We start from the raw sequence: 25,207 nt of genomic DNA on the forward strand, positions 1-25,207 counted from the left end.
TCTAGTGCTCCCACTTCACGATGATCCGGTCGTCGTCCCATTCCGAGAGGCTGCCCGCGAAGGACACGATGGCCAGCTGGAACTCGCCGGTCTCCCATTCGCGGCCGATTTCCCGCTCCACTGTTTCTCGGTTGATCACGATCTGGCCGGCAGCCTGGATCTTGACCAGGCCGGGCAGGTGCCGGACGGTCAGTTCGGGGTTGTCGGATCGGATGGCGGCGATGAGGCCCCGGTTCTCTTCGGACTCTTGGATGTCGATGCCCACCTGGCGCAGGGTCTCGCTCACGCTGCATCTCCGGTGATCTTGGCCCAGCGCTGCTCGGCCGCGGTCGTGGTTCGTGCGAGCGCGGCGACCGCGCCCGCGTCGGGCAACTGACGGTCGACCACTCGCGCCAGCTCCGTCGCGGCCTCGTGGGCGAGCGGGTTCCAGGTTGCGACGATGCGGGCGAGATGCTCGCGGTTCGCCTCGCCGTGCCGCTCGTCACGCGCCCACGCGGTGATCAGCGCGTCGAGCCACTTGCGCTGGTCCTTGAACCAGGTGTGCAGGTACTGGGTGAACAGGCTGTACGCACCCGCTCCGCCGGTGAGCGCGACTTCGTCGAGCTCGCGGTACAGCACCGGGTAAACCAGCGAATCAACCAGATCGACCGCAACCAGGCCCTCGGCCCAGTCGGCCATCACCATCGCCTCTTCGACAAAGCGGCGCAACGGCTGCAGGTGTTCACTGTCCAGCCACTCGCGCTTCGCCACCTGCAGCAGTTCGCCCGTTCCTTCGCCGATCGCGATGCCGACCCGCGACAGCATCTGCGCGTTGCCGATGCGATCGAACGCAGCGAAGGTGCAGCACTGCTCCAACGAGGTCCCGTAGGCGAACCGCGCCCCGCCGACGCTCACCATTTGCGCACCCGATTCGTAGTGCCGCAACGGAAGCACAACCGACGACAGCACCGTGCGCCACGCCGCCGGCAGCTTCGCCAGCAGCTCACGCTCTTCCAGGTAGTTCAGCTGCTTGTTGAACTCGTCGTGCAGCGCGGCGCGGTTGGTGACGTACGGCGTGTAGTAGAACTGCCGCGGATCGGTGTAACTGTAGGGATCCGCCAGCTTCAGCACGCTGTAGTCCGCGTCGTAGAGCTCACGGCTGTCGTCCCAGGTGGGACGGTAGTGGAAGTTCTCCCGAGGCTCGACATCGAGTGTCGCTTCCAGATACCGGCTCGCCGGCTGGTCACCGAACCGGTCGATCACGTTCTGGTAGGTCTGCCGCTTCGGCTCGAGGACCTGGTACCGCAGTTCGTATTGCATGAAATCCTCTTCCGGGTCAGTGATACGCAGGAGCAGTCAGCAGGCTCAACAGCAGCGCCCGCAGTTCTTCCTCGCCGGCCAAGCGCTTGGGGTCCTGATCGCGTTCACCGGCGATGATCAACTCGGCGACGGCGTCACGGCCGGACATCGCGGTACGAATTCGTGCCCTGCGATCGGCGAACCCGACGGTGAAAGCGAGTTCGCCACTCTCACTGTCATCGACCAAGCTGAAAACCTCGCCGTGCTCCCGGAGGATCGCGTTGGCTTCACTGACCAACTGCTCGGCGAGAGATCGGATGATCACCTGTTCGTCGGTGGCCACCGCCACCGACCGTGGGGCCGCCGGCTCGGTGGCCGGCGCGGGAGCTTCCTCCCCGTCCAACAACGACTGGACAGCCAGCATGAACGGGGTCACGGCTCCTCCTTGAGTCCGGAACAGTCAGCCAGGAACACCTGGTGTCCGTCGATTGTTTCGGACCCATTGGGAGATGTGAAATACCTAGATCTTCAAGATTGATATCTCACCGTTCTCAATCGCCGTGCCGCTAGCGCGGACCACCGACGAGCGAGTGCGTGCGCGACAACACCTTTGCCACGTGCGGCGAGCTGTCGTCCACCCGGGTCACAACCGCGAGCTGGACTTCCCGGGTGCTGCCGGCGAGAGGGCGGTACTGGGCTCCGGTGATCTGCAAGTGCTGCACCGACGCCGGCACCAGTGCGACGCCGAGTCCGCCCGCGACGAACGAGACCAACGTGGCCGTTTCGGCGACTTCCTGCACGACGGACGGCACGAACCCCGCTTGCTGACAGGCGTCGAACACAGCGTCGTACACCACCGAACGGTGGCGCGAGGGGTAGCAGATGAAGGGCTCGTCACGCAGGTCCGCCAGCCGCACCGTGTCGCGTTCGGTCAACGGGTGGCTGGCGGGCAGCGCCGCGATGAGCGGTTCTCGACGCAGGATGCGCACCTGCAGCCTGGGCTCCCGGACCGGGGGGCGGAGGAAGCCGATGTCGAGGGTTTCCTCCACCAGCGCCGAAACCTGGTCGGGAGTCAGCAACTCGCCTTTGAGCTCCAGCTCGATGCCCGGCAGATCTCGCCGCAACACGCGCGCCAGCGAAGGCAACAGCTCGTACGTGGCCGATCCGGTGAACCCGATCGCCACCCGGCCGACATCACCGTTGGCGACGCGGCCGGCTTCGAGCCCCGCCGCCTCCACCGAAGTGAGCACAGCGCGGGCCCGGTCCAGGTATCGCCGACCGGCGGGCGTCAGTTGCACTTTCCGCGTGGTACGGGCGAGCAGTTCGACGGCGAGCTCCGCCTCGAGCTGCTTGATCTGGTGCGACAGCGCCGGCTGCGCGATGTGCAGCCGGTCCGCTGCCTTCCCGAAGTGGCACTCCTCGGCGACGGCGACGAAGTACCGCAGGTGCCGCAACTCCATCTGGACCTCACTTTCGATGCCGGCGCCCACCGCGGCCTCAGCTTCGCGGCGAACGACTGCGCGGTGTGGTACTCCGGCCACTCCCCTCCGGTCGACGACCCGGTGCACTTGCTGAACCAGGCGGGACCGCAGGGCGAGGAGTGCCACTTCGGGTAGATCCACTGCTCGTTGATCGCCTACTTGCCGCGAAGCCGGCATCCCGGCCCCGCGGCACGTTGATACGTACCATGCCGAGATCGGTGAGGACAGTTCTGGCTCAGCTGCCGCACTTTCCACGATCGGAGGTCATACCCTTCGCTTTACAGCGCCGGTGACGACCGCCCATCGTCGAGCAACCGGACGGTCAACGAGAGGCAGGCGGTATCACCGCCGCCGAACCGGTGCCGATGTGACACGGCGCGGAATCGGCCGGCCGCCGGTCCAGCAGACCATGAAAGGGTCGGCGGCGCACTCCGCCGGACGCGGCCAGGGCGAGCGCTCCACCGACCAGCAGGGACACGCGCAGCAAGGCGCGACCGTCCAACTCTCCCCACACCATCGCCACCTCCGTTGGTGTGCCGGCTTCCTCGCCCGGTTCGCAAGGCCAGGTCCGCCGGCCCGACCGGGGACAACGACCGTTCGTCGGATCCTCTGCTCCCATCAGCCCGTCCGGTCTTGACGAACGGCCCGGCACAGGACTTCAGTGAGGCGATGCGCGTCGCCCGGTTCTTGTGCGCCCTGTGTCTGCTCCTCGCTCCCCTGGCGGTGCCGACACCGGCACTCGCGGCCGGGCAGGTGACGGCGTTCGACCTCGACGCCGCAACGATTCCCGGCCTGCAGCGGATGATGGATTCCGGCACGCTCACCTCGGTGCGCCTGACCGGCCTCTACCTCGCGCGAATCCGGTCGGCCGACCCGAAGGTGCACGCCGTGCTCTCGGTCGATCCGACGGCACTCGGACAGGCCGCGACGAGCGACCTCCGCCGGCGACTCGGCCGCACCCGCGGCCCCCTCGACGGGATTCCCGTACTGCTCAAGGACAACATCGACACCCGCGGCCTCGAAACGACCGCCGGCTCGCGGGCGCTGCTGGCGCGGCCCCCGGCCCAGGACGCCCCTCTGGTGACGCGGTTGCGCGCGGCCGGCGCGGTGGTCCTCGGCAAGACGAACCTGTCGGAGTGGGCGAACTACCGCTCCACCAACTCCACGTCGGGCTGGTCGGGAGTCGGGCTGCAGACCAACAATCCCTACGCGCTGGACCGGAACCCCTGCGGCTCGTCGTCCGGCTCGGGCGCCGCGGTCGCGGCGTCGCTGGCGCAGGTCGCCGTGGGCACCGAGACCGACGGCTCGATCGTGTGTCCGGCCGGTGCCAACGGTGTCGTGGGCCTGAAACCGTCGCTGGGTCTGGTCAGCCGGACGGGCGTGGTCCCCATCTCGGCCGAGCAGGACACGGCCGGGCCCATGGCACGACACGCGGTCGACGCCGCCATCCTGCTCTCGGCGCTGCAGGGGCGGGATCCGGCCGACCCCGCGACCCGGATCTACCCGCCGGGCCAGCCCACGGACTACGCGCGGCTGCTCGCTCCGGATGCGCTCCGAGGCGCGCGGATCGGCGTGTGGCGGCAGTCCGGGACCGATCCCACCGTCGACGCGACGGTGCAGCACGCGGTGGACGTGCTGCGGGCACAGGGCGCGACTGTGGTCGACGTGAACCTGCCGTACCAGGACCAGATCGGCGCCGCGGAGAACGCCGCGCTGCTCAGCGAGTTCGCCCGCGACCTCCCGGCCTACCTCGCCCACCGCCCGGCCGCGCCGCAGACGATCGCCGGGCTCGTCGCCTTCAACCGGCAGGACCCGGTCGAGCTCAGCAGGTTCGGGCAGGAACTGTTCGAGCAGGCTCTCACCGCACCGGCCACCACCGATCCCACCTACCTGCGCAACCGCGCGACCGCCACCACGCTGGCGCGGAAGTCCATCGACGACACCCTCGCCGCACAGCACCTCGACGCGATCATCTCCCCTACCAACGGCCCGGCCTGGCTCACCACCTACGGCCACGGCGATGTCGGCTACGAGATCGGCTCGTCCACGCCGGCCGCGGTCGCCGGCTACCCGGACGCCAGCGTCCCGGCCGGTTACGCGGGTGAGCTTCCCCTCGGGATCTCCATCTTCGCGGGCCGCTGGTCCGACGCTCACGTACTCTCACTGGCCGCCGCCTTCGAACACGCCGACCCGGTCCGCCACGCCCCGCGCTTCATCCCTACGGTCGGTTGACCGGCCGTCAGGTCCGTGTTGCGCCTCCTGCGCCTCCTGCGCCGCCGACGGGCCGGCTGAGGCGGGCGTGGCGGCGGGAGATCGAGGGCTTGCTCGCGCTCGATCTTTCGCCGCCCGTGCATCGGCGTCCACCACTCCACGACGAGCATCGTCGCCTCGTCATTGAGGCGGGTGTGTACGACCCCCCGACGTCGGCGCGGTCGCCGTCCGGTCCTTCGGCGATGGGTCCGGCGGCGATCACTCGGCGCCGTGCAGGGCGAATCGCGGGTCCCCACGGAACATGGACAGTTCGTAGCTGACATATGCGGCCGGAAGAAAATCAATGTGAACTGCATCGCACCCGGCGTAGCATTCACGAGCTTGCCGGCAGGCGGCAGGCACACGCAAAGGGGGCGGACATGTACGACTACTTGGTCGTCGGTGCGGGTTCGGCAGGCTGTGTCCTGGCCGCCCGGCTCAGCGAAGACCCCGACGTGACGGTGGCACTGGTCGAGGCCGGGCCGCCGGACACCGCCGACGAGATCCACATCCCGGTGGCTTACCCGTCTCTGTTCAAGAGCCGCTGGGACTGGGACTACGACAGCGAGGCCGAGCCCGAGTTCGGTGGCCGGCGGGCTTACCTGCCGCGGGGTCGCACGCTGGGCGGCTCGAGCTCGATGAACTCGATGTTTTAAATGCGTGGCAGCCGCTCCGACTACGACAGCTGGGCGGCGGGCGGAGCGGAGGGCTGGAGCTACGACGAGGTGCTCCCGTACTTCCGCCGTGCGGAGGACAACGAGCGTGGGACGGACGAGTACCACGGCGTCGGAGGGCCGTTGGCGGTGTCCGACGGGCGGTTCGCTGGCACCCATTGGGCGAAGCGTTCCTCGAGGCTGCGGCGCAAGCGGGCTACCGGCACAACGCCGACTTCAACGGCGCGAGCCAGTTGGGCGTCGGCCGCTACCAGGTGACCCAGCGCAACGGCCTGCGCTGCAGTGCGGCCGACGCTTACCTGCGTCCGGCGATGCGGCGTCCGAACCTCACGGTGATCACCGAGGCACTCGCGCACCGGGTCCTCTTCGAGCGCGGCCGTGCGGTCGGCATCGAGATCAGCCGCGGCAGTCAGCTCGAAGAGCTGCGGGCCGAGCGTGAGGTCGTCCTTTCTGCGGGCGCGTACGGGACACCGCACCTGCTGCTGCGCTCGGGTGTCGGTCCTGCCGCAGGGTGAGCTCGCTCCTCGATGCGCCCGCGGCTCTGCTGCGGCCATCGATCATCGCCCGCGTGATCGCCGGGAACCGGCACAGGACACCGGGGCACGCACCGTCCAGGGAGGTGCTGATGCCGAACTGAATTGCCGCGGGTACCCGGCACCGTTTCCGTGCGCGTAAAGCCGAGCCATCGACCGCGGTCGCCAGGTAGGTAGCGGGAGGAGCAAGCGAGGGCGTAGATATAGAGGTTCCTCTGCTTTGGGGTGGTTGCCGTGTCCGAGTATCTGCTGGACAACCGGGCCAGACAGGCTCGTGACCGCTTCGGTGCGCTGTCCGCGTTGTTCGACCGGGTGACCGATCAGCACTTCGAAGCGATCGGTGTTGCCGCCGGCTGGCGGTGCTGGGAGGTCGGCGCGGGCGGTCCCGCGGTGCCGCGGCTTTTGGCGGAGCGGGTTCATCGCGGGGGAACGCCGGGCACGGTGCTGGCTACCGACATCGAGATCGGGTGGCTCGGTGAGATGCCGGCCGGTGTCGAGGTGCGACAGCACGACGTCGTCCACGACGAGGTGCCCGGTGCTGGTTTCGACCTGGTGCACGCCAGGTTGGTGCTGGTGCACCTGCCCGAGCGGGAGACGGTGCTCCGGCGGCTGGCGGGGACGCTGCGGCCAGGCGGTTGGTTGTTCGTCGAGGACGTCGAAACCGCCTTGCAGCCCGTGGCGTTTCTGGATCCGCACGCGGATGTCGAGTTCCTGGGCAACCGGATTCGCGCGGATTTCGTCGCTCTGCTCGAGCAGCGGGGCGCCGACATGACGTTCGGTCGTAAGCTGCCGCGGCTCCTTCGCTGGTGCGGTCTGGTAGACGTGACCGCAGACGGCCGGATCACCCTCGCGCATCCGGGCGGCGCGGACCTGGAGCGCGCCAACATCGACCAGGTGCGCGCCGGCCTGGTCGGACAGGGCCATGTCACCGCCGAGGAGGTCGACACGTACCTGAGCGCCCTGGACCGGCTTACCCCGGCGGGACCACCGTTGATCTCGGTGTATGGCCGCCGGCCCGAGTAGCCATGACGAACTCCGACCCGAACCGCTGCTATCCGCCGGCGGCGTGCGGCAGTCACCGGCTGCGGTATATCTGCGGACGGACACCACGGGGATCACGCTCTCGCAGCTTCGCCATGATGAGCGCCGCGGCGATCGACTCGCCGAATCGGACCGGATGTGCTCGCCGCGCCGGTTCGTCGCCCGCGTGTGCTCCACCATCGTGTCCACCCTGTCCAGCACCGCGCGCGCATGGCCGGCCAGCACGCGCCCCGCCTCCGTCGGCGTTGCCGAACGAGAACCCCTGATCAGCAGCGCCACGCCCAGGCTGTCCTCCAGCACCCGCATGGCCCGCGACACGGCTGGAGGCGGACGACGACCGCGCCGATCCTCAACGCCACCCCGGTTCCCTGCACGACGTCACCGGCGGCGACGCCGAGGATCGCGAGCAGCCCCGCCCGCGTCCCCCGGCGAGCGCGCTCTTGAGGACGCTATTCGCACACTCCCCCATACACATACCAGCCAGACAGTGTCCAATCTGGACTTTCTGACAGGCGTTCCTGCGGCGTTTCGTATCGAGCGCACCACGGCTGTCGCCACAACTTGGCAAAAACCCCGGTGTTCACATCGGCGGTGTGGTCACCCGCCCCACCGGACCCAGGCCGTTCATGGCGGGCGCGACGGTACCGAACGTCGCGGTGACCAGCGGCCGGTCGCTGTCCCCCGCCAGCAGCCACTCGGGCAGCACACCACCGCCGTTGTACGGGACGTAGCGCATGGACCAGCCCTCGGGCCGGCCGGTGAGCATACTGGGCGGTGCGACATCGACGTAGCCGGCGAGATCGGGCCGGCCGGCGCCGTGGTTGTCGAGTTCGTCGGCCAGGTGCTCGTGCGCGGCCTCGACCAAGCCGCCTGGACGGCCGAAGCCGAGGCCGTGTCCGATCACCGGCACGCCGAGCCGGCCGCCGACCAGCAGGCCGGCCACGGTCAGCATGGACTGCACTACAACGTCGGGCCGGAACCGGTCGGCGGTCTGGACCGTGCGGTCGATCAGCGGCGTGGACAGCGTCGGCACCAGGTCGGCGATCTGCCGGATGTCGGTGGTCTTGTTGATGAACAGCCGCGCGAACTGCTCGGGTTCGGTTTCCCGCAACGTCCTCATCATCTGCCGCATCTCAGCTTCGACCATGACATCGGCAACCGGCAGGCCGGCGTCGCGGGCGGCCAAGGCGTCGCCGCCGGTTGCTATCAGCACCTCGTGTCCCGCAGCGCGGAGCGCCCATGCGAGAGGATCATCGGAAAGGCGTGGCCGATGCCCGGAAGCGACACGAACAGTACGCGCACGAGAAAAACTCCTCATGTGTGGTGACGCAGTAGGCGCACCCGTCGGGGCCGCATCCCAGGACAAGCCACCAGCAGCCCGGGGCAACAAAAAGGGCGAACCCCACAGGGCACCACAGCGCCGGATACTGTGTCGTTCGTACCGATCGTCGGCATCGTACCGGCCCGCCATCGCCACGCGAAGTGGTCCGTTCGATCGGCTCGCTCGGACAGGACTCGCGAAACTCCGTCACTCCGGGACGGTGAACGCCGCGGTGATGCCTCCGTCGAGCGGGATCGCGGCTGCCGTGCCGGCGCGGGGCCCCGGTTCTGGGCGCTTGTCCTGGCCGAGGCGCACAACCGCGGCATTCCAGATGTCCTGATCTGCTGCTTGGGCCGGCTCGCAGGCTCGGTCGCTGGGCGCCGTTCCAGGCGAGGGTCACCAGGGGATGGTGCCGTCACGGCCGAGGAACGTCCCGGTCGGGCCGCCGGGCTCCACCAGGGCAGCGGTCAGGATCGGTGCTACACCCTCCTCGACGGTCTGGGTGCCGCGGAAGCCGTTGAGGTCGGTGGCCGTGTAGCCGGGGTCCACGACGTTCACCCGCAACTCGGGGAATGCCTTGGCGTACTGGACGGTCAGCATCGCGACCGCGGACTTCGACGCGGTGTACGGGAGGTTGGCGACGGTGTACTCGACGCGGCCGGGATCCAGGACGAAGGGCACCGAGCCGAGCCCGCTGCCGACGTTGACGATCACCCCGTGCGCGCTGCGCCGCAGCAGGGGGAGGAAAGCGTGCGTGACCCGCACGAGGCCCAGCACGTTCGTGGCGAACACGGCGGCGACGTCGTCGGCCGTGACATCCGCGGGTTCCTTGCGTCCGCCGGAAATGCCCGCGTTGTTCACCAGCACGTCGAGCGAGTCGCGCTCCCGTGTGACCCGCTCGGCCGCGGCCTGGACCGACGCGTCGTCGGTGACGTCCAGCACCAGCGGCACGCCACCGCCCAGCCGTTCCGCGGCCTGGCGGGCGTTGTCCTCCTTGCGGGCCGCGAGATAGACGGTGTGGCCCGCTTCGAGCAGCCGGCGGGCGGTCTCGAAGCCGAGGCCCTTGTTGGCTCCGGTGATCAGTGTCGTGGTCATGCCTCCACGATGCCGGGCGACGCAGGACGGGGCCAGAGACGGCGTTTCCTGGTAGTCCGAATACCAGGCAGTGCGCAGCAGTGGCTGGCAGCATGGACGCATGAGTACGGAGCTGGCGGAGATCCTGCGGTTCTGACGGGAACGGCTGCCACCGGCGGGGGCGGGCCTCGGCTGGATGCCCTTGCCGCGCGAGCCGGGCTGCGGACCAGGGGCGGCCTCGATCAGGCGGCAGGAGACGCCGCGGCGGGCGAGCTCGCAGGCCAGCGTCAGCCCGGTCGGGCCGGCGCCGACGATCAACACCGTCAGCGCGTTCCGCACCTGCGGCGACAGCTCCGGTTTCGTCGTCTCGGTCATCGTCCCCCGGCCAAGAAAGGAATCTCTTTCTAGTGAAAGTAGAGCCTCTTGCTAAGAAAGGCAAGCCTTTCTATCGTGGAGCGGTGGTTACCGAGGCGTCAGGACCCGTCCGCCGTCGCCGGCACGGCAAGGAACTCGAGTCCGCGGTGCTCGCCGCTGGATGGGACGAGCTGGTCGAAGTCGGATACGCTCGCTTGACGATGGGCTCGGTCGCCGTACGCGCTCGGACCAGCGAGCCCGTGCTCTACCGCCGTTGGGCCAACAAGGACCAGCTCGTGCTCGCCGCGATCCAGCACCACCGGAACGCCAACCCGGCCGCAGTCCCCGACACCGGCGCCCTGCGCAGCGATCTGCTCGCCCAACTGACGGCCGTGAGCGAAGCCCTTGCCGGCTACTTCGCCATCGCCGCAGCCGCCGCCTTCTCGGGGCTACTGACCGACACCGGCCTCACCCCCGCACAGGCCCGTGACAAGGTCATGGACGCCCAGCAACTCCCGCGTGTCCGAACCATCTACCAACGCGCCCACGACCGCGGCGAGATCGACCTCCGGCGCATCCCCTCAGTCGTGCTCGACATGCCGTTCGACCTGGTGCGTCACGACCTGCTCATGGACCTCGAGCCACTGAAGCCCGCGCGCATCCGGTCGATCGTCGACGAACTCTTCCTGCCCCTCGTGCGGAACTGACGCGCATCGATCGCCAACGTGAAGAAGCGCTTGCCGGTGGCGGCAGCCGGCCTGGTGTCACGCGTGAGGAGTCCGCGGAGCTGCGGGAACTGCGCAAGCGCAACCGGCTGCTGGAGCAGGAGAACGAGGTCCTGCGCAAGGCCGCCGCCTATCTGACGCAGGGAACCTGCCGGGAAAATAGTCTTCCCGCTCGTCCGTGACCTGGCCGCGGCCGACGTCCCGATCAGGGTACCGGCCGCGGTGACGTGCAGGGTGCTGGGCATCTCCCGGCAGGCCTACTACCAGTGGCGATCCGCCCCGGTCTCGCAGCGCGATTGGGATGACGCCCATCTGATCAACGTCGCGCTCGACATTCACGCCGACGATCCGGGCGACGGGTACCGGTTCATCGCCGACGAACTCGCTGCGCGTGGGTTCACCGCCTCGGAGAACCGGGTATGGCGGATCTGCTCAATGCAACAGATCTTTTCGTTGCACGCCAGGAAGAAAGGACGTCACCGAAAAGCGGGACCACCGGCGCATGACGACTTGGTACGCCGGAACTTCACCGCCGGCGCACCGAATGTGCAGTGGTTGACAGACATCACTGAGCACCACCAGAGAAGGCAAGCTCTACCCCTTCGCCTACTACAGCCATCGGGTGAGAAGTTCCCGCGAGCCCCTGCGCCCACTGAAACTTGATTCTGCGCAAGTAAAGCGCCGCGGTCTTCGGCATGGCAGTACGAACCGCAACGAGTGAACCGCCCCGCCGAGCCCAGGCACCGGCGCCTTCCCTGACAGGACCATCGTATCCAGACAAGCCAGGTGGTGAGGACATGAAGGCGGTCCGCTTGCATCATTACGGCGAGCAACCGAGGCTCGAGGACGTCCCCGAGCCCTCGATTTCCCAACCACTCGACGTCATCGTCGAAGTGGGCGGAGCCGGGTTATGCGAAACCGATCTGCAGGTGATTCAGGGGCAATGGGGCGCCAGAACCGACCCTGTCCTGCCACTCACGCTCGGCCACGAGAACGCCGGCTGGGTACGCGAGGTCGGCACGGCCGTGGAAAACGTGCAGGCCGGCGACCCGGTCATCGTGCACCCGCTGACCACGTGCGGATTCTGCCGGCCGTGCCGCGCGGGCGACGAGGCACACTGCGAACGCGCCGCCTTCACGGGCGTCGACTTCGACGGCGGCATGGCCGAGTTGCTGCTGACCAGCGCCCGTTCCCTGGTCAAGCTGCGCCCGCTGCTGCAGCCCGCGGAGGTCGCCACGCTCGCCGACGACGGGCTGGCCGCCTACCACACCGTCCGGGCCGCGCTGCCGCTGCTGTATCCCGGCACCTGCGCCGTCGTGCTGGGGGCGGGACGGCTCGGGCGCGTCGGCCTGCAATGCCTCTTGGCACTGAGCCCCGCGGAAGTGGTAGTAGTCGACCTGTCCGACCGGGACCTCGGCGTCGCGGCCGGGCTGGGCGCACATCACACCGTGCGAGCGGGCCGAGGGCAGGTCCAAGCCGTCCGGGACCTGACGTCCGGTGCGGGCGCCGACGTCGTCCTGGATTTCGCCGAACGGCCGGGAGCCGAAGCCGACCGGATCGCGATGGTGCGGCGCGCCGGTTCGTACTTCGTCGTCGGCTCCGGCGCGAACATGGATATCCCGGCAGTGGACGTCATCGCGTCAGAGATCAACGTCGTGGGCAAGTTCTCCGGCAGTCACGGCGACCTCGCCGACCTGGTGACGCTGGCCGCGCAGCACCAGATCAAGCTGGAGACCTCGACCTATGACCTCGACTCGGTCGCCGAGGTGATCAGCGACCTCGCGAACGGGCGGCTGCGGAGCTGGGGCGTGCTCACTCCCACGCCTGGCTGACCCCGCAGTTACAGCAGGAGGTCGAAGATCTCGAACACCGTTTCCCAATGTGTGGTCTGCGGGTTCTTGAGCCCAGGCTCGATGAGCTTGAACGTCCGGGCGAGTGCGCAGCTCAGGCCGCCGGCGATGGCCGGCAGACGGGCTTCCGCCTCCTCCGACACCGCCAGCTCCAGCGACGGCCGTGCTGCGATGGCGTCCAGCAGCGGCTGCAGCTCGATGTCCTCGTCGAGCCTCCTGAATTCGTGCATGCTCTCCTGCAGGCCCTTCGTGATGGGCAGGTCCTGCGGTTCGATGACGTCGCGCCCGTTGGTCTTCGCCGTGTTCCGCGCCATCAGGAACAGGTCGTACAACTGCGTATTGATGAACTGGTTGTAGCGCTTGAGATCGTTCTTATCGACGTCAAGCCCGGCAGCGGCCCGGAAGAACCGCTCGAACTTGGCGACACCCATCACCGACATGACCCTCACCTCCCGATTTCCGCGAGACAACGGTGCACCATGTGGACCGCCATCGCGCCCTCATCGACCGCCGAAGCGACTCGTTTGGTCGAGCCGCTCCGCACATCGCCGACCGCGAATCACGCCGGGCCGGCCTGTTTCGAGTGTGAAGGGTCGGCGGCCGAAGCGCTGCCAGGTGCCCTCCGCCGGGGCCTCGGCTCCGGTATGGAGGTAGCCGCGGTCGTCGAGCGCGAGCGTCCCGCGGAGCCATCCGGTTCTCGGCCGCCCCCCGATGAAGACGAACAGATTCGACGCCTCGAGGGTGCGGCGTTCGCCCGTACCGTTGTCCCGCATAATCACGGCTTCCAGGGCGAACGTGCCCTCGACCCCGACCACCGCGGCCTGCCCGGCCGAATTCCCCCAGCCCAGCACGGCGACGGCGCGGCCCCCGCACGCCGGCGCCTCCAGCTCAGTCGCAGCGTAGTAGACGCCGTTGCCCTCAAACTCCGACAAACCAGGCACCTCCGGCCGACGATATCGCGCCGGTCCCAATCACGATCGTCCTCGCGTGCATCGAGTCACCGTCGTCGAACCCGACCACGTAGTACGCGTCGTGCGCCGCCAGGCCGGCCGCCTTGGCGGGCGGCTGTGCTGCCCAGCCGGGCGCTCGCCGTCTCGCTCATCGCCCGCTCCTAAGCGTTGGCGGTTTCGTGGCGTCGGGATCCCGTGTCGATGCTCTGCTGCTGTTCCCGCGGCGCGCCGATCTCCACCTTGCGGGGCTTGCTGGCTTCGGAAACAGGAATCGTAATGGTCAGGACACCGCGGTCGAACCGGGCCTCGAGCTTTCCCGAGTCCAGGTTGTCGCCCAGGAAGAGCTGCCGGGAGAACTCCCCGGCCGGCCGCTCGTCGACGATCACCTCATCGCCCTCTTGCCGCGCGGGACGGCGTGTCACCCGGATGTTGACCACGTTCCGTTCCACTGTCAGTTCGACGTCGTTCGGATCTACTCCGGGCAGGTCGAGTTCGATGACGAACTCGTCCCCGCGCCGAAACGCCTCCATCGGCATGGTGCGCATCGCGCGGTTGCCGGCCAACACCTGCTCGCCCAGTCGGTCCAATTGCCGGAACGGATCAAAACGCATCAAAGCCATTGTGGCGTTCCCTCCTTGACTGCCGCGGCATTTGCCATTTTCGTGATCCACCCTCGCAAGCGTGGGCGGCGACCGCACTCACCCGCCGGGCCAGAATCCCTGCGTGAATTCAACCTGGGAGTGTGAGTCACCCCCCGATGTTGCCGAATTGTTCTGCTCACCGACGACTGCCGATTGTGCAGTCGCCGCCGGCCGGTGAGGTCAGGCGTCCGCGCCGTGGTCGGCGGCCATGCGCCGGCAGGATTCATCGGCCCGGGCGCCGTCGTCTTCGTGGATCGCCTCACGCCGCCGGGGCGAGGTCCGCGGCTTGGCCTCAGTAATGATCTTGATGGACACCAGCGCCCGCATCGTGTACAGGGCCCATCCCGTGGCTCGAATCCGACCGGCATCGGATAGCTATCCGCCTGCGGCAGGAGCGCCTTCGCCTCTCGCCGGACGGGCCCGGGGTGCGAGTGCCGCACCGGGGACGGCTTTGGGCATCGCGGGGCTAGGCGGGGCCCTGATTTTCACCTCGGCAGGGCGTCGACCGGGCGGGGCCGGCGGGCCAGGCTCAGTCGCGGAAATCGGCCGGAACTGGAGGAGAACATGACACTGCCAGTGCGACGGTCCAGCGGGCCGGTGAACAGGTGGGCACCACTCAGGGAATTCGAGGATCTCTACGAGCAGATGGGACAGCTCGTCCAGTCCGTGTCCGGTGCCCCGGCGGGCGCGGCGTGGATGCCTGCCGCCGACGTGACCGAAAACGACGACGAGTACGTGATCGAGATCGAACTGCCTGGCGTGCACGGGGACGACATCGCGGTCGAGGCGAACGGTCGCGAGCTCGTCGTGTCTGGTGAGATAAAGGAAAAGGAACGCAAAGGCATCCTGCGCCGCCGGACCCGCCGGATAGGGAGCTTCGAATTCCGGACGACGCTGCCGGGCGAGATCGACGTTGAGCACATCGACGCAAAACTGTCCAACGGCATCTTGACCGTGCACGTGCCGAAGAACGAGCGGAGCAAGCGGCACAAGGTCAAGATCGTCGAAGGTTGATCCGGGCCGTCTTGGATCCAACCGGTCAGGGCAACACACTCGGCCGGGGTGCGGTCTCCGGTGGATCGTCTCATGGCCGACCATCATTTTCGCGTCGCCCTCGTGCTCCAACCGCAGCCGCTGCGCGATCTGCCGGGGCGACCATTGCCTTCACTGATTCCCTTGCACTGCAAGGTTTATCGGCGTCCATAGGTTCGGTCGGCGACGCCTGTGACAATGCCCTGGCGGAGTGGATCACCGGGTTGTTCAAGACCGAACTGGTCAACCGGCACGGCCCATTCACGAACCTGTCCGAGGTCGAGTACGCGGTAATGGAGTGGGTCGACTGGTACAACAACGCCCGCTTGCATTCCCGGCTGGAGCACCTCACACCGGCCGAGTACGAGAGCGCCTACTACGCTCAACAGCTGCCACGCCGACCGGCGCTGGTCTGATACCGAGGCCGGTCCCTTACCCGTGACGGTTCACCGGCTCGAGCCCGGTTGATCGCGGCAAACCCGGCTCGAAGATTCACGTGCTGTCCGACCGGGCAGGCCTGCCCCTGACCGTCGGCATCTCCGCGGCCAACACCCACGACACCCGTGCACTCAGTCCCCTGGTCAACGCGCTCCCGCCGCGGACCCCGGCGCCGGAAACCGGCCAAGCTGCACGCGGACAAGGCCTACGACATCCCCGCCCTGCGCGACTGGCTCCGCCGGCACCGAATCCTCCCGCGCATCGCCCGCAAAGGCACCGAATCATCACCTGCTACAAGGAACTCGCCAAATGAGACACACCCTGAGCCGGATACTCGTGCGGCGGAAAGGCAGCCCGCTGCGGTGATACTGCCCGGCCGTCTCGTTGCCGGTGAGGACATCACGGCGACAAACACTGCATTGGACGCCGGGCCCGAATGGCAGTCGTCCGCAGCCGGTGGACTCCGTCCTGGGGCGGCCGGCGCCTCGCGGAAGCGGTGTCACACCAGGCGAACCCGGTGGCGGCGCAGCCAGTTGTCGATGTCGAGGAGATAGGACAGTCCTATCTTCTGATACGGGCCGACGGTGCCGAACGGCGCGGAGGTCGCCGCGCTTGTGTGTCCATTCTGGATAGCACGGCGCAGCGCCGCACGGTCGACGAGATCGAACAGGGGCGCCGACGGGTCGGCGAGCAGTTCCGCGGTGGCGGCGTCGACCGCTTTGGCGTAGCCGGGGTCCTTCGTGGTCGGATAGGCGCTCTTCGGGCGCCAGGTGATGTCGGGGGGTAGCAGCCCGTCGACCGCCGTGCGGAGCAGGCCCTTTTCGATACCGCCGGTGGTCTTGAGCCCCCACGGCACATTCCAGAGGTACTCGACCAGACGGTGATCGCAGAAGGGCACGCGGACCTCCAGCCCGACAGCCATGCTCAGCCGGTCCTTGCGGTCGAGCATGAGTGCGAGCTGGCGGGTCAGGTCGAGGTAGGAGATCTCCCGGAGCCGCCGCGCCACGCCGGTTTCGCCGTCGAGTCGCGGGATCTCGGCTATCGCCTCGGCGTACCGGCCGGCCTCGTACTCCTCGGGACGGATGCGGGCGCGGATGTCCTCGTGCAGCAGCTCGGCGGGCCGCCGGGAACTCGGGAACCACGGGAAGGTCCGTCCATTGAGGACCTCCGGGTCGCGGTACCACGGGTAGCCGCCGAAGACCTCGTCGGCCGACTCCCCGGACAGCGCGACGGTGGCGTGCTTGCGGACCTCCCGGAACAGCAGGTACAGCGAGACGTCGAAGTCGCCTGCGCCCGGCATGTCCTTGGCGTGCAAGGGCGCATCCGCCGCCGCCACCAGATCGGCCGGGTCCAGCTCGACGACCGTGTGCTCGGTGCCGAGATGCTCGGCCGCCAGGCGCACGTAGGGGCCGTCGAGGCTGGGGCGGATCGGGGTGGGCTCGAAGTCGAGGTCCGCGCCGCGGAACTCGACGGAGAACGTGCGGACCCGGTCTGTGGTGGTGCCCGCGGCGAAGGCGGTCAACGCGCTCGAGTCCACTCCGCCCGACAGCAGTGAGCACAGCGGCACGTCACTGACCATCTGCCGCCGGGTGGTGTCCTCGAGCAGATCGCGCACGGTGGCCACGGTGGCGGCCAGGTCGTCGGTGTGCGGCCGGGTGGTCAGCGACCAGTAGCGGCTTTCGCGCACCCCGGACGCGTCGACGCGGAGCAGGTGTCCCGGACGCAGCTCGCGCAGCCCGCGGAACACGCCGTGGCCCGGGGTGCGCACCGGCACCGCGAACAGTTCGGCGATCCCCTCGTCGTCCAGCTCTCTCGGAAAGCGGGGATTGGCCAGCACCGCCTTCGGCTCCGAGCCGAACAGCAGTCCGTGGGCCAGCTCGGCGTAATAGAGGGGCTTGATCCCCATCCGGTCGCGCGCCAGTAGCAGCTCCTGCGAGCGGGTGTCCCAGACGGCGAAGGCGAACATGCCGTTCAGCCGTGGCACACAGTCGGCGCCCCACTCCAGGTAGCAGGCGAGCAGCACCTCGGTGTCGGAGTGGGTGCGGAAACGGTGTCCCCGGCCGGCCAGCTCGGCACGCAGCTCACGGAAGTTGTAGATCTCCCCGCTGAAGCTGATCACTGCCGCGGGATTTCGCCCGCCGGCGGCGGGCATCGGCTGACGGCCGCGCTCGACGTCGATCACGGCCAGCCGCCGATGACCGAGTGCGACCCGTGGAGCGAGCCACATGCCGGCGTCATCCGGTCCGCGGCAGGCCATCGTGGCGATCATCGACCGCACGGTCGCGGTCTCGGCGGTGATATCGCGGTCCCAGTCGACCCAGCCGGTTATGCCACACATTCGGTTTCTGTTCCCCTCGTCGTTGCTGCCCGGGTTCGGGCTTCGGTCACGTCGTCGGCGTCTCGGCGATCAGCGACGTCGCCTGGAGCGCGCTGTGGATCGCGCCGGAGTCGTACATCAGGTCGAGCAGCCGCTGCAGCCGGCGGGGCTGCAGCGTTGTCGGATAGCCCGGCAACGTGATCAGCGAGGCGATCGACGGGTCGATGCCCGCGTAGCGGGACAGCGTGTCGACCACCAGTTGATGGTCGGCGGCCAGCCCGGACGCCTGCTGGATGGCGCGGCGGAACGCGGCGACCGTATGCGGATTGCGGCGGGCGAAATCGGCGGTCGAGTAATAGCCGTCGAGCGGGAAGTCCGCCGTCGGGCCGCTGCACGGGCTGAGGATCGGCTTGGCGCCCTGCTGCTCCGCCTGCGTCACGAACGGCTCGGGGAACCAGGCGGCATCGATCGTGTGGTCGCGCAGCGCGGACAACGCCGCGGAAAAGGGCATGCCGACGTAGTGGACATTGCCCGGATCGATGTTCATGCTCCGCAGCACCCTGTCCAGGGTGACGCTCTGGATGTTGGGCGCCGGGTTGTTGATCGCGATCGTGGCGTTCGCGAGCTTGCCCGGCGTGTCGATCGGCGAGCCCGGCGGCACCACCACGGCGGTCTGACCCGGTGCGGAGAGCCCGCCCTCCGCGACGATCCGCAGGTCGACCTGGTGGCTGTCGGCGGCCTGGAAGTAGGTGCCGTAGTTGCCACCGGCCTGTATGTCCACCTTCTGCTGGTTGAGCTCGGGAATCGCCAGGTTGGACTGGGCGACCGTGTCGATGGTGACCTGAAGGCCCTGTGCGGCGAAAAGGCCGCGCTGCTGGGCGATGTAGAGCGGCACGTCGTCCGCGGTGGAGAGGGCGGCGACCCGGACGTGCGTGGTCTCGTTCGGCGGGATGGTCGCGGCAGCCGACTGGCCGCTACAGGCCGCTGACACGCCGACGAGCGCGCAGCAGGCCAGGGACGCGGACGCCCCGCGCAACAGTCTGCGGGCACGGCGCCCGAGACCGCGGGACGGGGAAGACGGCGACAATGCGCGCTGCACGGGGTATGGCCTCGATCCGGTCATCGATCGGCGAAGTAGACGGGCGGGGTGAACCACCATCCCGCGGGCGGGGGGTGCTGGTCGAGCGTGGCGATCTTCGCGTTCAGTACCTGGGTCAACAGCAGGATCGTCTGCCGGTCGTCGCCGGCGGACTGGCCGTTGGGGGGCGATGCGGCCGGCTGCCCCGCTCGCGCGGTCACGGCCGCGGTGTTGTCGTGCATCTGCATCGAGGTGTCCTTCGGTGTAGAGAGCGACCGGCTCATCCGGTCCGGTCCGGTAGGCCCTCGGGCGGCACGACGGCCCGGGGCGACGGGCCGACGATGTCGAGGCGGCTGTGGGCGAGGGCATGTTCGACGACCGTGACGAGTGTGCGGGTGGCCGACGTGGTGTCCCGGGCGTCGCAGTTGACCACGGGCCGGTCGGGGCCGAGGGCCAGCGCCTCACGGATATGCGCCTCGGTGAACGGGAACTGCCCGTCGAAACCGTTGACCCCGATGACGAACGGGATCCGGGTGCGCTCGAAGTAGTCGATCACCGGGAACGACTCGATCAGCCTTCTGGTGTCGACGAGTATCACCGCGCCGATCGCCCCGCGCACGAGGTCGTCCCACATGAACCAGAACCGCTGCTGCCCTGGGGTGCCGAACAGGTACAGGATCAGGTGCTGGCGCAGTGAGATCCGGCCGAAGTCCATCGCCACCGTGGTAGTGGACTTGTCCGGGGTGGCGGACAGGTCGTCGATCCCGGCGCTGCTCGCGGTCAGCACCTCTTCTGTGCGCACCGGTGCGATCTCGGAGGCGGCGCCGACGAAGGTGGTCTTGCCGACCCCGAAACCGCCCGAAACGACGATCTTCACCGGCGTCGGCGCGGCCGCCGGACGACCCGACGGCGCCGAGCCGTTCCTCGGTTCAGAGTCGCCTGCGGAGTTCATGAAGCACCTCTTTCAGTAACTGGGTGTCGCCGGCTCGCTCCGGATCCAGCTGGTAGGCGGTGACCAGCCCGGCCTCGATCAAGTCGGTGAGCAGGACACGAACCACGCCGAGCGGTAACCCGAGCCCGGCGGCCAGCTCGGCGATCGACGTCGGGTCGTGGCAACGGCTGAGCAGCGCCTTGGCCTCGGGAGAGACCTTCGGTGGCTCGGCGAGCAGCGGGTAGCCGAAACGGAACAGGTTCGCGGGGTCCCAGACGTGCTTCAGTTCCAGCAGCCGCCGGTGCGAATCCGGGTCCCAGGCGCTCGCGACGTCGCGGGGGTCGTTCGCCGAGCCGAGGAAGTTCATCGCGACGCCGCCGGTCGACCACGGCCGCAACGCGCCGAGAACCCGCTGGCCGCCGCTCGCGGCGCCGTCCGCGGCCGGGGCGCTGACGGTGAAGGCCAGGTACGCGGCGTCCCGGTGCCCGGCGCAGCTGCCGACCGCTGGGCGACGGCTGAATGCGCCTCCGAGCTGGCGCAGCTCGACGCAGAACACCGAATCCCCAGTGGCGTCGTATGCCGACAGCAGTGCGGTCGCCGTGTCGTCGGTCGCGTCGGACAACAACGCGCCACGTTTGTCGACATGCACCGGTGTCGTGGGATCTTCGTGCACGTCGCCGATCGCCGTGAACGGCATGGGTGCGACCGTGTCGCCGATCAGCGGTGCCGCAGCACGCATCGGCGCCAGCAGCGCGGAGCCCTGTTCGGCCGGCCCGAGGTACGCCACCCTCAGATGCACCACGCCCTGCCCGCCGGCGACACCTCGCAGCTGCATGCCGCTCGAGTCCCGCAACAGGGCGATGGAGGTGGTGCAGCTTTCCGGCAGCTGCGGCGCCCACTGCAGGTAGCGGCGCAGGACCGGTTCGGCGTCCTGCGCTCGGAAGAACAGGCCGCCGCCGTACAAACTCGGCTCGGCGAACAGCTCAATCTCCATTGCCGTCACCACGCCGAAGTTGCCCTTGCCGCCGCGCAAGGCCCAGAACAGGTCGGGGTCGTGCCCGGGATCCACATGCCGGATCCGGCCGTCCGCGGTCACGACCTCGAGGGAACACACGTAGTCGGCGCTGTAGCCGTAAGTCCGGCCGATAGGGCTCAGGCCGCCGCCGAGGGTGTACCCGATCGCGCCGACGCCCGGCGCCGAGCCGCACAGTGGAGCGAGGCCGTGGGGAGTGCACACGTCGAGCACGTCACGCCAGATCACTCCGGCGCCCAGCCAGGCGCGGCGCGTGCGGGGGTCGACGGCCACCTGTCGCATCCGCCGGGTGCTGATCACCAGGGCACCGTCGGTGCGACTCAAGCTGCTGTGCCCGGTCGCCTGCACGGCGATCGGGAGCCCGCGCTCGGCCGCGAGCTGGACGGCGGCCTGCACGTCACCGCGATCGCGGGCGCCGATCACCGCCGCCGGGCGGTGCACCGGGGCGCCGTAGGAACCCACCTGCTCGATGCGGAATCCCTCGTCGGCCGGTCCGTACACCGGCCCGCTGATCCGCTCGCGCAGCGCCGCGAGGTCCCGCGGCGACAGGACAGCCGGCTGGTGTCCTGCCTGCAGGTCTGCCCCGGCCCCCGGAGACGCCTGGATCAGCGCCTCCAGGGGCAGTGTGAGATGAGCCGTGGTGCGCCCGCCGGTGATGACGTAGGGCCTCACCATGGCCCGGGCCGGCGCGGACGGCTCCTGGCCGAGCATCGTCACTGCCCTGGTGCCGAGCCGACGCGCCGGGCCGGGTTCACCGCCCTGCCGACCCGTTCCACCAGCACTGCCATCTCGTAGGTCACCAGACCGAGATCGCAGGACGGCGCCGCGAGGACCGCCAGCGACGACCCGTCTCCCACGGCCATCAGCAGCAGTGTGCCCCGCCGCATCTCGACCACGGTCTGAGTCACCCCGTCGCCGTCGAATACCTGCGACGCCCCGGCGGTCAGGCTCGCCAGCCCCGAAGTGATCGCCGCCAGCTGGTCGGCGCGGTCGCCGGGGACCTCGACCGAGACGGCTATCGGGAGCCCGTCGGCGGAAACGACCACCGCGTGGGCCACGCCGGGTACTCGCTCGACGAAGTCGGTGACCAGCCAGTTCAGATCCCGGCCGGTGTTCTGGACGTCCTGCACAGATTCTCCTCTCCCTGTGAAGCGCACTGTGGGATCCGTGGGATCCGCCTGCCTGGGCCGGTTCACGGCCATGTCGGATCGCGGTCGGGGCGTGCGTTCGCGTCGACCCTCCGCGCGGCGGAGTGGCCACGGCGAGCACCCGACTGGTATGCGGCGAAACGAGCACGCAGCGCGTCCGGGCCCTGCTCCCAGCTCGCCTGTCCCGCCGGCTCTGCCTGCTCGTCACGGGTCTGCGCCACCGCTGCCTCCTGCCGCGTGTCGGCGTGCAGCGATCCGGGCACGTAGTTCGCTCCCGGGACACGCAATGGCAGCCCGACCGACGACTGCCCACCCGAGGTCAACGGCCGCGGCGACGGCCTGATCAGCACGGGCCGGCGATCGGCTTCCTGTTCCGGCGCCGGCCCGCGCCCGGCGGCGGCGTGCCCGCGACGCGCACCCGACTGGTACGCGGCGAAACGAGCACGCAGCGCGTCGGGGCCCTGCTCCCAGCTCGCCTGCTGCCGCGTCGGTTCGGCCGGCTCCTCGCGCGCCTGTGGCACAGCCATGTCCTGCTGCGCGTCAGTGCGCAGCGATCCGGGCACGTAGTTCGCTCCCGGGACCCGTAACGGCAGCCCGACCGACGACTGCCCACCCGAGGTCAACGCCCGTGGAGCCGCCGCGCTGAAGCCGTTTCCGGCGTGAGCAGGTTCGCCTGGTGAGCGCGAGATGGCGGGCAGCGGGTCCTCGCCGAACCAGCTCGTGGCACTCGGGCCCGCCGCGTTCATCGCGGCGATCCAGCGGTGACCCGGCCAGCCGGGGACCGGCGCTTCCGGGGCGGACGGCGAGGGCAGCTTCTCCGGCGCGGTCGGCTTCCGCCGGTCGACGACAGCGAGCGGAGGCAGCCCGACGAGGACGACGAGCCCGTGCGGCCTTCCGGGCGCCAGGTGAACGTCTATCCCGTGGCGGCGGGCGAGGCGACCGACGACGAACAAGCCCATCCGGCGCGACACCCCTGCCTGGAGCACCGGAGGGTCGGCCAGATCGGCGTTCGCCGCCGCCAGGTCTTCCGCGGTCATGCCCAGACCGCGGTCGACGATCTCCACCTGCACGCCGCCGCGGCCGGCCGGCCGGGCCCGCACCCGCACCCGTTCATCCGGCGGCGAGAACACGGTCGCGTTGTCCAGGAGCTCGGCCACCAGGTGGACCAGGTCGGTGACCATGGACTCGGCGACGTGGATGTGCGGCAGGTCCTGCGCGACGTCGATGAGCTCGTATCGTTCCACCTCGGACGCGGCCGCCCGGAGCACGTCGAACAGCGGCATCGCCTCGGTGAACCGACGGCTGGGTTCCTGTCCGCCCAGCACCAGCAGGTTCTCCCCATTGCGGCGCATCCTGGTGGCGAGGTGGTCGAGCACGAACAGCTTCTGCAGCCGCTGCGAGTCCTGCTCTCCCTGCTCGAGGCTGTCGATCACGTCCAGCTGTCGTTCCACCAGCGTCTGACTACGCCGGGACAGGTTGACGAACAGGGCGTTCACCTGGCCGCGCAAGGCCGCCTGTTCACCGGCCAGCCGCGACGCGACCCGGTGCACCTCGTCGAAGGCACGGGCGACCTGTCCGATCTCGTCGGCCGAATCGACCTCGATGGGTGTCACGCGGATCTCGACGTCTTCCGGCGCCTCGGTCCGCAGCCTCGTGACGAGTTGCGGCAGGCGCCTGCCCGCCACCGTCAAGGCGCCTTTGCGCAGCGCCCGCAGCGGCAGCACCAGTGAACGAGCCACCATCATCGTGGCGGCCAGCGCCACGATGAGCACCACCAGCGTGATCGCGCCCGCCAGCACCGCCCGGCGCACGGCGGAGCCGGCCAGGTCGGCGGCACGCGTGGTGATCTCCCCGATCAGCCCGCGCTCCACCGTGCGGATCTTCCCGAGGGTTCCCGACATGGCAGCCGACCAGACCCCGGGGGCGCCGGCCGGGGCGCTGCTCACCCAGCTTCCCCCGGAGCTGGTGACCTGATTGAGCACCTCCTGCGTCTGGTCGACGTCCTGGCCGGTCACAACGAACGCGTACTGCTGCGCCTGCGCGCCGGTGGCCGCACCCTGAAACTCGTTGTACGCGCTGTTCCCCGCGGAGATCGCGTCGGTCAGCGCGGCGAAACCGCCGAGGTCGAACCGGTGCGCGGTCAGTGCGGCAGCGACCAGGCTGCGCTGCACGCCCAGCTGCGCCTTGTCCCGCGAGACCGCGCCGAGGGCGCGGACCGAGGCCACCACGGTGGGGTCCGCGGCCTCCCCCGCGATTTCGTCGTCGAGGGCCAGCAGATCGGTGATGACATCGGAGTACTTGCTGACGACCACGTTCACCGGCAGCTGGCTGTTCTCCACAGCGCTTCGCAGGTTCGCCAGCTCACCCAAGCGGAAGGCGGCCGCGTGTGCCCGGGCCTTCGTGGCCGCCGGGTAGGACTCACCGATCTGGCCCAGGAGGATCCGCACCGGCTGTGCCACGGCGGCGTCGACCGGAAAGTACGACGACCGCAGAGCCCGGCCCTCGGCAGGCGACCGACCCGACGCGACGAACACCGCCGCCTCGGTCTGCTCGTTCTCGATCCGGTCGACCAGCTCCGTCAGCGAAGAGCTCAGTTGCGCGAGGGTATGCGCATGCCGGTCACCGATCGCGCTCTGCGCGGCCTGGACCACGCCGACTGTGCCGAGCGCCACCACGACCACCGTGGGCACCACGATCAACGCGACCAGACGCCGGCGCACCGGCCAGTCCCGCAACCGCCGCCACCGTCGCCCGCCGGCCCTGGGTGCCGGCCCGGCGGCGGCGCGCCCTGCCGGATACTCCGACACACCCTCGTGCTGGATAACCACACTCACCCCCCGCTCGCGTCGCGCCGAGTCCCAACTACGCCGCCGTCAGATTTCGTGGACCGGCGTACGTTCTCCCGCTACGCATCCACGCGCCGACGCACAGTTACTTAGCTTACATCAAGTATTTTCTGGGCACAGCAGTGATCGGGGTCGAACTCGAGTTTCTCGACCGCCTGGGGAAGGCTGGTCTTCGGACAGCGGAGGCGACGAGTTTCGTGCGCCCCAGTGGG

General features: G+C 69.2%; 25 protein-coding genes and 4 pseudogenes. 11 read left to right on the forward strand and 18 right to left on the reverse strand.

What is annotated here, in order from left to right; translation table 11 throughout:
- Position 1: 1 nt before the first annotated feature.
- The 4 genes from LWP59_RS26120 to LWP59_RS26135 form a co-directional block, all read right to left on the reverse strand.
- Positions 2–286 (reverse strand): MmoB/DmpM family protein, encoded by a 285-nt coding sequence (locus tag LWP59_RS26120; RefSeq protein ID WP_144638165.1) that lies wholly within the window; start codon positions 284–286, stop codon positions 2–4.
- The gene (locus LWP59_RS26125; RefSeq protein ID WP_144638167.1) at positions 283–1,299 is read right to left on the reverse strand and encodes a ferritin family protein; all 1,017 of its coding nucleotides are present in this window, start codon (positions 1,297–1,299) and stop codon (positions 283–285) included. Before LWP59_RS26125 ends, LWP59_RS26120 begins: the two co-directional genes overlap by 4 nt.
- Positions 1,300–1,315: 16 nt before the next feature.
- Entirely contained in the window at positions 1,316–1,714 is a 399-nt protein-coding gene (locus LWP59_RS26130; protein WP_144638170.1) for a hypothetical protein, read from the reverse strand.
- Between the two features lie 130 nt (positions 1,715–1,844).
- Positions 1,845–2,738, reverse strand: a complete 894-nt coding sequence (locus tag LWP59_RS26135) for a LysR family transcriptional regulator (RefSeq protein ID WP_144638172.1) — start codon at positions 2,736–2,738, stop codon at positions 1,845–1,847.
- On the opposite strand from LWP59_RS26135, the gene LWP59_RS26140 reads away from it, so the two are divergent.
- The 5 genes and pseudogenes from LWP59_RS26140 to LWP59_RS26155 all read left to right on the forward strand — a co-directional run bounded on the left by LWP59_RS26140 (position 2,724) and on the right by LWP59_RS26155 (position 7,239).
- On the forward strand, positions 2,724–2,894 hold the full coding sequence (locus LWP59_RS26140) for a hypothetical protein (RefSeq protein WP_186383224.1): 171 nt from the start codon (positions 2,724–2,726) through the stop codon (positions 2,892–2,894). The two genes, LWP59_RS26135 and LWP59_RS26140, sit on opposite strands and share 15 nt — an antisense overlap.
- Positions 2,895–3,428: 534 nt before the next feature.
- Positions 3,429–4,991, forward strand: coding sequence for an amidase (locus LWP59_RS26145; protein ID WP_144638235.1), 1,563 nt, complete (start codon positions 3,429–3,431; stop codon positions 4,989–4,991).
- Positions 4,992–5,389: 398 nt separating this feature from the next.
- Positions 5,390–5,941: pseudogene (locus LWP59_RS26150) on the forward strand (GMC family oxidoreductase N-terminal domain-containing protein).
- On the forward strand, positions 5,842–6,198 hold the full coding sequence (locus LWP59_RS40775) for a GMC family oxidoreductase N-terminal domain-containing protein (RefSeq protein WP_325062721.1): 357 nt from the start codon (positions 5,842–5,844) through the stop codon (positions 6,196–6,198). The pseudogene LWP59_RS26150 and the gene LWP59_RS40775 overlap by 100 nt, the downstream one beginning before the upstream one ends.
- Positions 6,199–6,516: 318 nt before the next feature.
- Entirely contained in the window at positions 6,517–7,239 is a 723-nt protein-coding gene (locus LWP59_RS26155; RefSeq protein ID WP_222425526.1) for a methyltransferase domain-containing protein, read from the forward strand.
- 255 nt (positions 7,240–7,494) lie between these two features.
- Here LWP59_RS26155 and LWP59_RS41180 read toward each other — a convergent pair.
- From LWP59_RS41180 to LWP59_RS26165, 3 genes and pseudogenes are all read right to left on the reverse strand, one after another.
- Positions 7,495–7,575 (reverse strand): annotated as a pseudogene (locus LWP59_RS41180) (helix-turn-helix domain-containing protein); the annotation flags it as partial.
- 262 nt (positions 7,576–7,837) lie between these two features.
- Positions 7,838–8,728, reverse strand: coding sequence for a glycosyltransferase family protein (locus tag LWP59_RS26160; protein ID WP_325062722.1), 891 nt, complete (start codon positions 8,726–8,728; stop codon positions 7,838–7,840).
- A gap of 246 nt (positions 8,729–8,974) precedes the next feature.
- Positions 8,975–10,027 (reverse strand): SDR family NAD(P)-dependent oxidoreductase, encoded by a 1,053-nt coding sequence (locus LWP59_RS26165; RefSeq protein WP_144638178.1) that lies wholly within the window; start codon positions 10,025–10,027, stop codon positions 8,975–8,977.
- An 83-nt stretch (positions 10,028–10,110) separates the two neighbouring features.
- Here LWP59_RS26165 and LWP59_RS26175 point away from each other — a divergent pair, with 83 nt between their 5' ends.
- From LWP59_RS26175 to LWP59_RS26185, 3 genes and pseudogenes are all read left to right on the forward strand, one after another.
- Entirely contained in the window at positions 10,111–10,713 is a 603-nt protein-coding gene (locus tag LWP59_RS26175; RefSeq protein WP_144638237.1) for a TetR/AcrR family transcriptional regulator, read from the forward strand.
- A 35-nt stretch (positions 10,714–10,748) separates the two neighbouring features.
- A pseudogene (locus LWP59_RS26180) lies at positions 10,749–11,356 on the forward strand (IS3 family transposase); the annotation flags it as partial.
- Between the two features lie 172 nt (positions 11,357–11,528).
- Positions 11,529–12,563: an NAD(P)-dependent alcohol dehydrogenase gene (locus LWP59_RS26185; RefSeq protein ID WP_144638182.1), complete on the forward strand. Its 1,035-nt coding sequence runs from the start codon at positions 11,529–11,531 to the stop codon at positions 12,561–12,563.
- Between the two features lie 8 nt (positions 12,564–12,571).
- Here LWP59_RS26185 and LWP59_RS26190 read toward each other — a convergent pair whose 3' ends face one another.
- The 4 genes from LWP59_RS26190 to LWP59_RS40475 form a co-directional block, all read right to left on the reverse strand.
- A complete protein-coding gene (locus LWP59_RS26190) occupies positions 12,572–13,021 on the reverse strand; it encodes a DUF1931 family protein (protein WP_144638184.1) in 450 nt (149 codons plus the stop codon).
- Positions 13,022–13,081: 60 nt separating this feature from the next.
- Positions 13,082–13,513, reverse strand: coding sequence for an alkyl hydroperoxide reductase subunit F family protein (locus tag LWP59_RS26195; RefSeq protein ID WP_144638186.1), 432 nt, complete (start codon positions 13,511–13,513; stop codon positions 13,082–13,084).
- A 179-nt stretch (positions 13,514–13,692) separates the two neighbouring features.
- Positions 13,693–14,151 carry an Hsp20/alpha crystallin family protein gene (locus LWP59_RS26200; RefSeq protein ID WP_144638188.1) on the reverse strand — a complete coding sequence of 153 codons (459 nt, stop codon included), beginning with the start codon at positions 14,149–14,151 and terminating at the stop codon, positions 13,693–13,695.
- Between the two features lie 201 nt (positions 14,152–14,352).
- Positions 14,353–14,487 carry a hypothetical protein gene (locus LWP59_RS40475; protein ID WP_267903763.1) on the reverse strand — a complete coding sequence of 45 codons (135 nt, stop codon included), beginning with the start codon at positions 14,485–14,487 and terminating at the stop codon, positions 14,353–14,355.
- A 351-nt stretch (positions 14,488–14,838) separates the two neighbouring features.
- Between LWP59_RS40475 and LWP59_RS26205 the strand changes: the two genes are divergently transcribed.
- From LWP59_RS26205 to LWP59_RS26215, 3 genes and pseudogenes are all read left to right on the forward strand, one after another.
- Positions 14,839–15,186: an Hsp20/alpha crystallin family protein gene (locus LWP59_RS26205; RefSeq protein WP_229858219.1), complete on the forward strand. Its 348-nt coding sequence runs from the start codon at positions 14,839–14,841 to the stop codon at positions 15,184–15,186.
- A gap of 11 nt (positions 15,187–15,197) precedes the next feature.
- A complete protein-coding gene (locus LWP59_RS26210) occupies positions 15,198–15,620 on the forward strand; it encodes an integrase core domain-containing protein (RefSeq protein WP_229858228.1) in 423 nt (140 codons plus the stop codon).
- A gap of 32 nt (positions 15,621–15,652) precedes the next feature.
- A pseudogene (locus LWP59_RS26215) lies at positions 15,653–15,929 on the forward strand (transposase); the annotation flags it as partial.
- Positions 15,930–16,141: 212 nt separating this feature from the next.
- On the opposite strand, the gene asnB reads toward LWP59_RS26215, so the two are convergent.
- The 7 genes from asnB to LWP59_RS26250 all read right to left on the reverse strand — a co-directional run bounded on the left by asnB (position 16,142) and on the right by LWP59_RS26250 (position 24,983).
- Positions 16,142–17,980 carry an asparagine synthase (glutamine-hydrolyzing) gene (gene asnB, locus LWP59_RS26220; RefSeq protein WP_144638195.1) on the reverse strand — a complete coding sequence of 613 codons (1,839 nt, stop codon included), beginning with the start codon at positions 17,978–17,980 and terminating at the stop codon, positions 16,142–16,144.
- 46 nt (positions 17,981–18,026) lie between these two features.
- Positions 18,027–18,950 (reverse strand): ABC transporter substrate-binding protein, encoded by a 924-nt coding sequence (locus LWP59_RS26225; RefSeq protein ID WP_186383225.1) that lies wholly within the window; start codon positions 18,948–18,950, stop codon positions 18,027–18,029.
- Between the two features lie 128 nt (positions 18,951–19,078).
- Positions 19,079–19,285, reverse strand: coding sequence for a hypothetical protein (locus LWP59_RS26230; protein ID WP_186383226.1), 207 nt, complete (start codon positions 19,283–19,285; stop codon positions 19,079–19,081).
- A gap of 32 nt (positions 19,286–19,317) precedes the next feature.
- A complete protein-coding gene (locus LWP59_RS26235; RefSeq protein WP_144638199.1) occupies positions 19,318–19,989 on the reverse strand; it encodes a GTP-binding protein in 672 nt (223 codons plus the stop codon).
- Positions 19,967–21,712 (reverse strand): FAD-binding protein, encoded by a 1,746-nt coding sequence (locus LWP59_RS26240; protein WP_144638202.1) that lies wholly within the window; start codon positions 21,710–21,712, stop codon positions 19,967–19,969. The genes LWP59_RS26235 and LWP59_RS26240 overlap by 23 nt, the downstream gene beginning before the upstream one ends.
- A gap of 2 nt (positions 21,713–21,714) precedes the next feature.
- Positions 21,715–22,131, reverse strand: a complete 417-nt coding sequence (locus tag LWP59_RS26245) for a roadblock/LC7 domain-containing protein (protein WP_222425527.1) — start codon at positions 22,129–22,131, stop codon at positions 21,715–21,717.
- Positions 22,132–22,193: 62 nt separating this feature from the next.
- A complete protein-coding gene (locus LWP59_RS26250) occupies positions 22,194–24,983 on the reverse strand; it encodes a sensor histidine kinase (protein ID WP_144638204.1) in 2,790 nt (929 codons plus the stop codon).
- Positions 24,984–25,207 lie beyond the last annotated feature (224 nt).

This window comes from Amycolatopsis acidiphila, from assembly GCF_021391495.1.
Lineage (GTDB): Bacteria > Actinomycetota > Actinomycetes > Mycobacteriales > Pseudonocardiaceae > Amycolatopsis_E > Amycolatopsis_E acidiphila.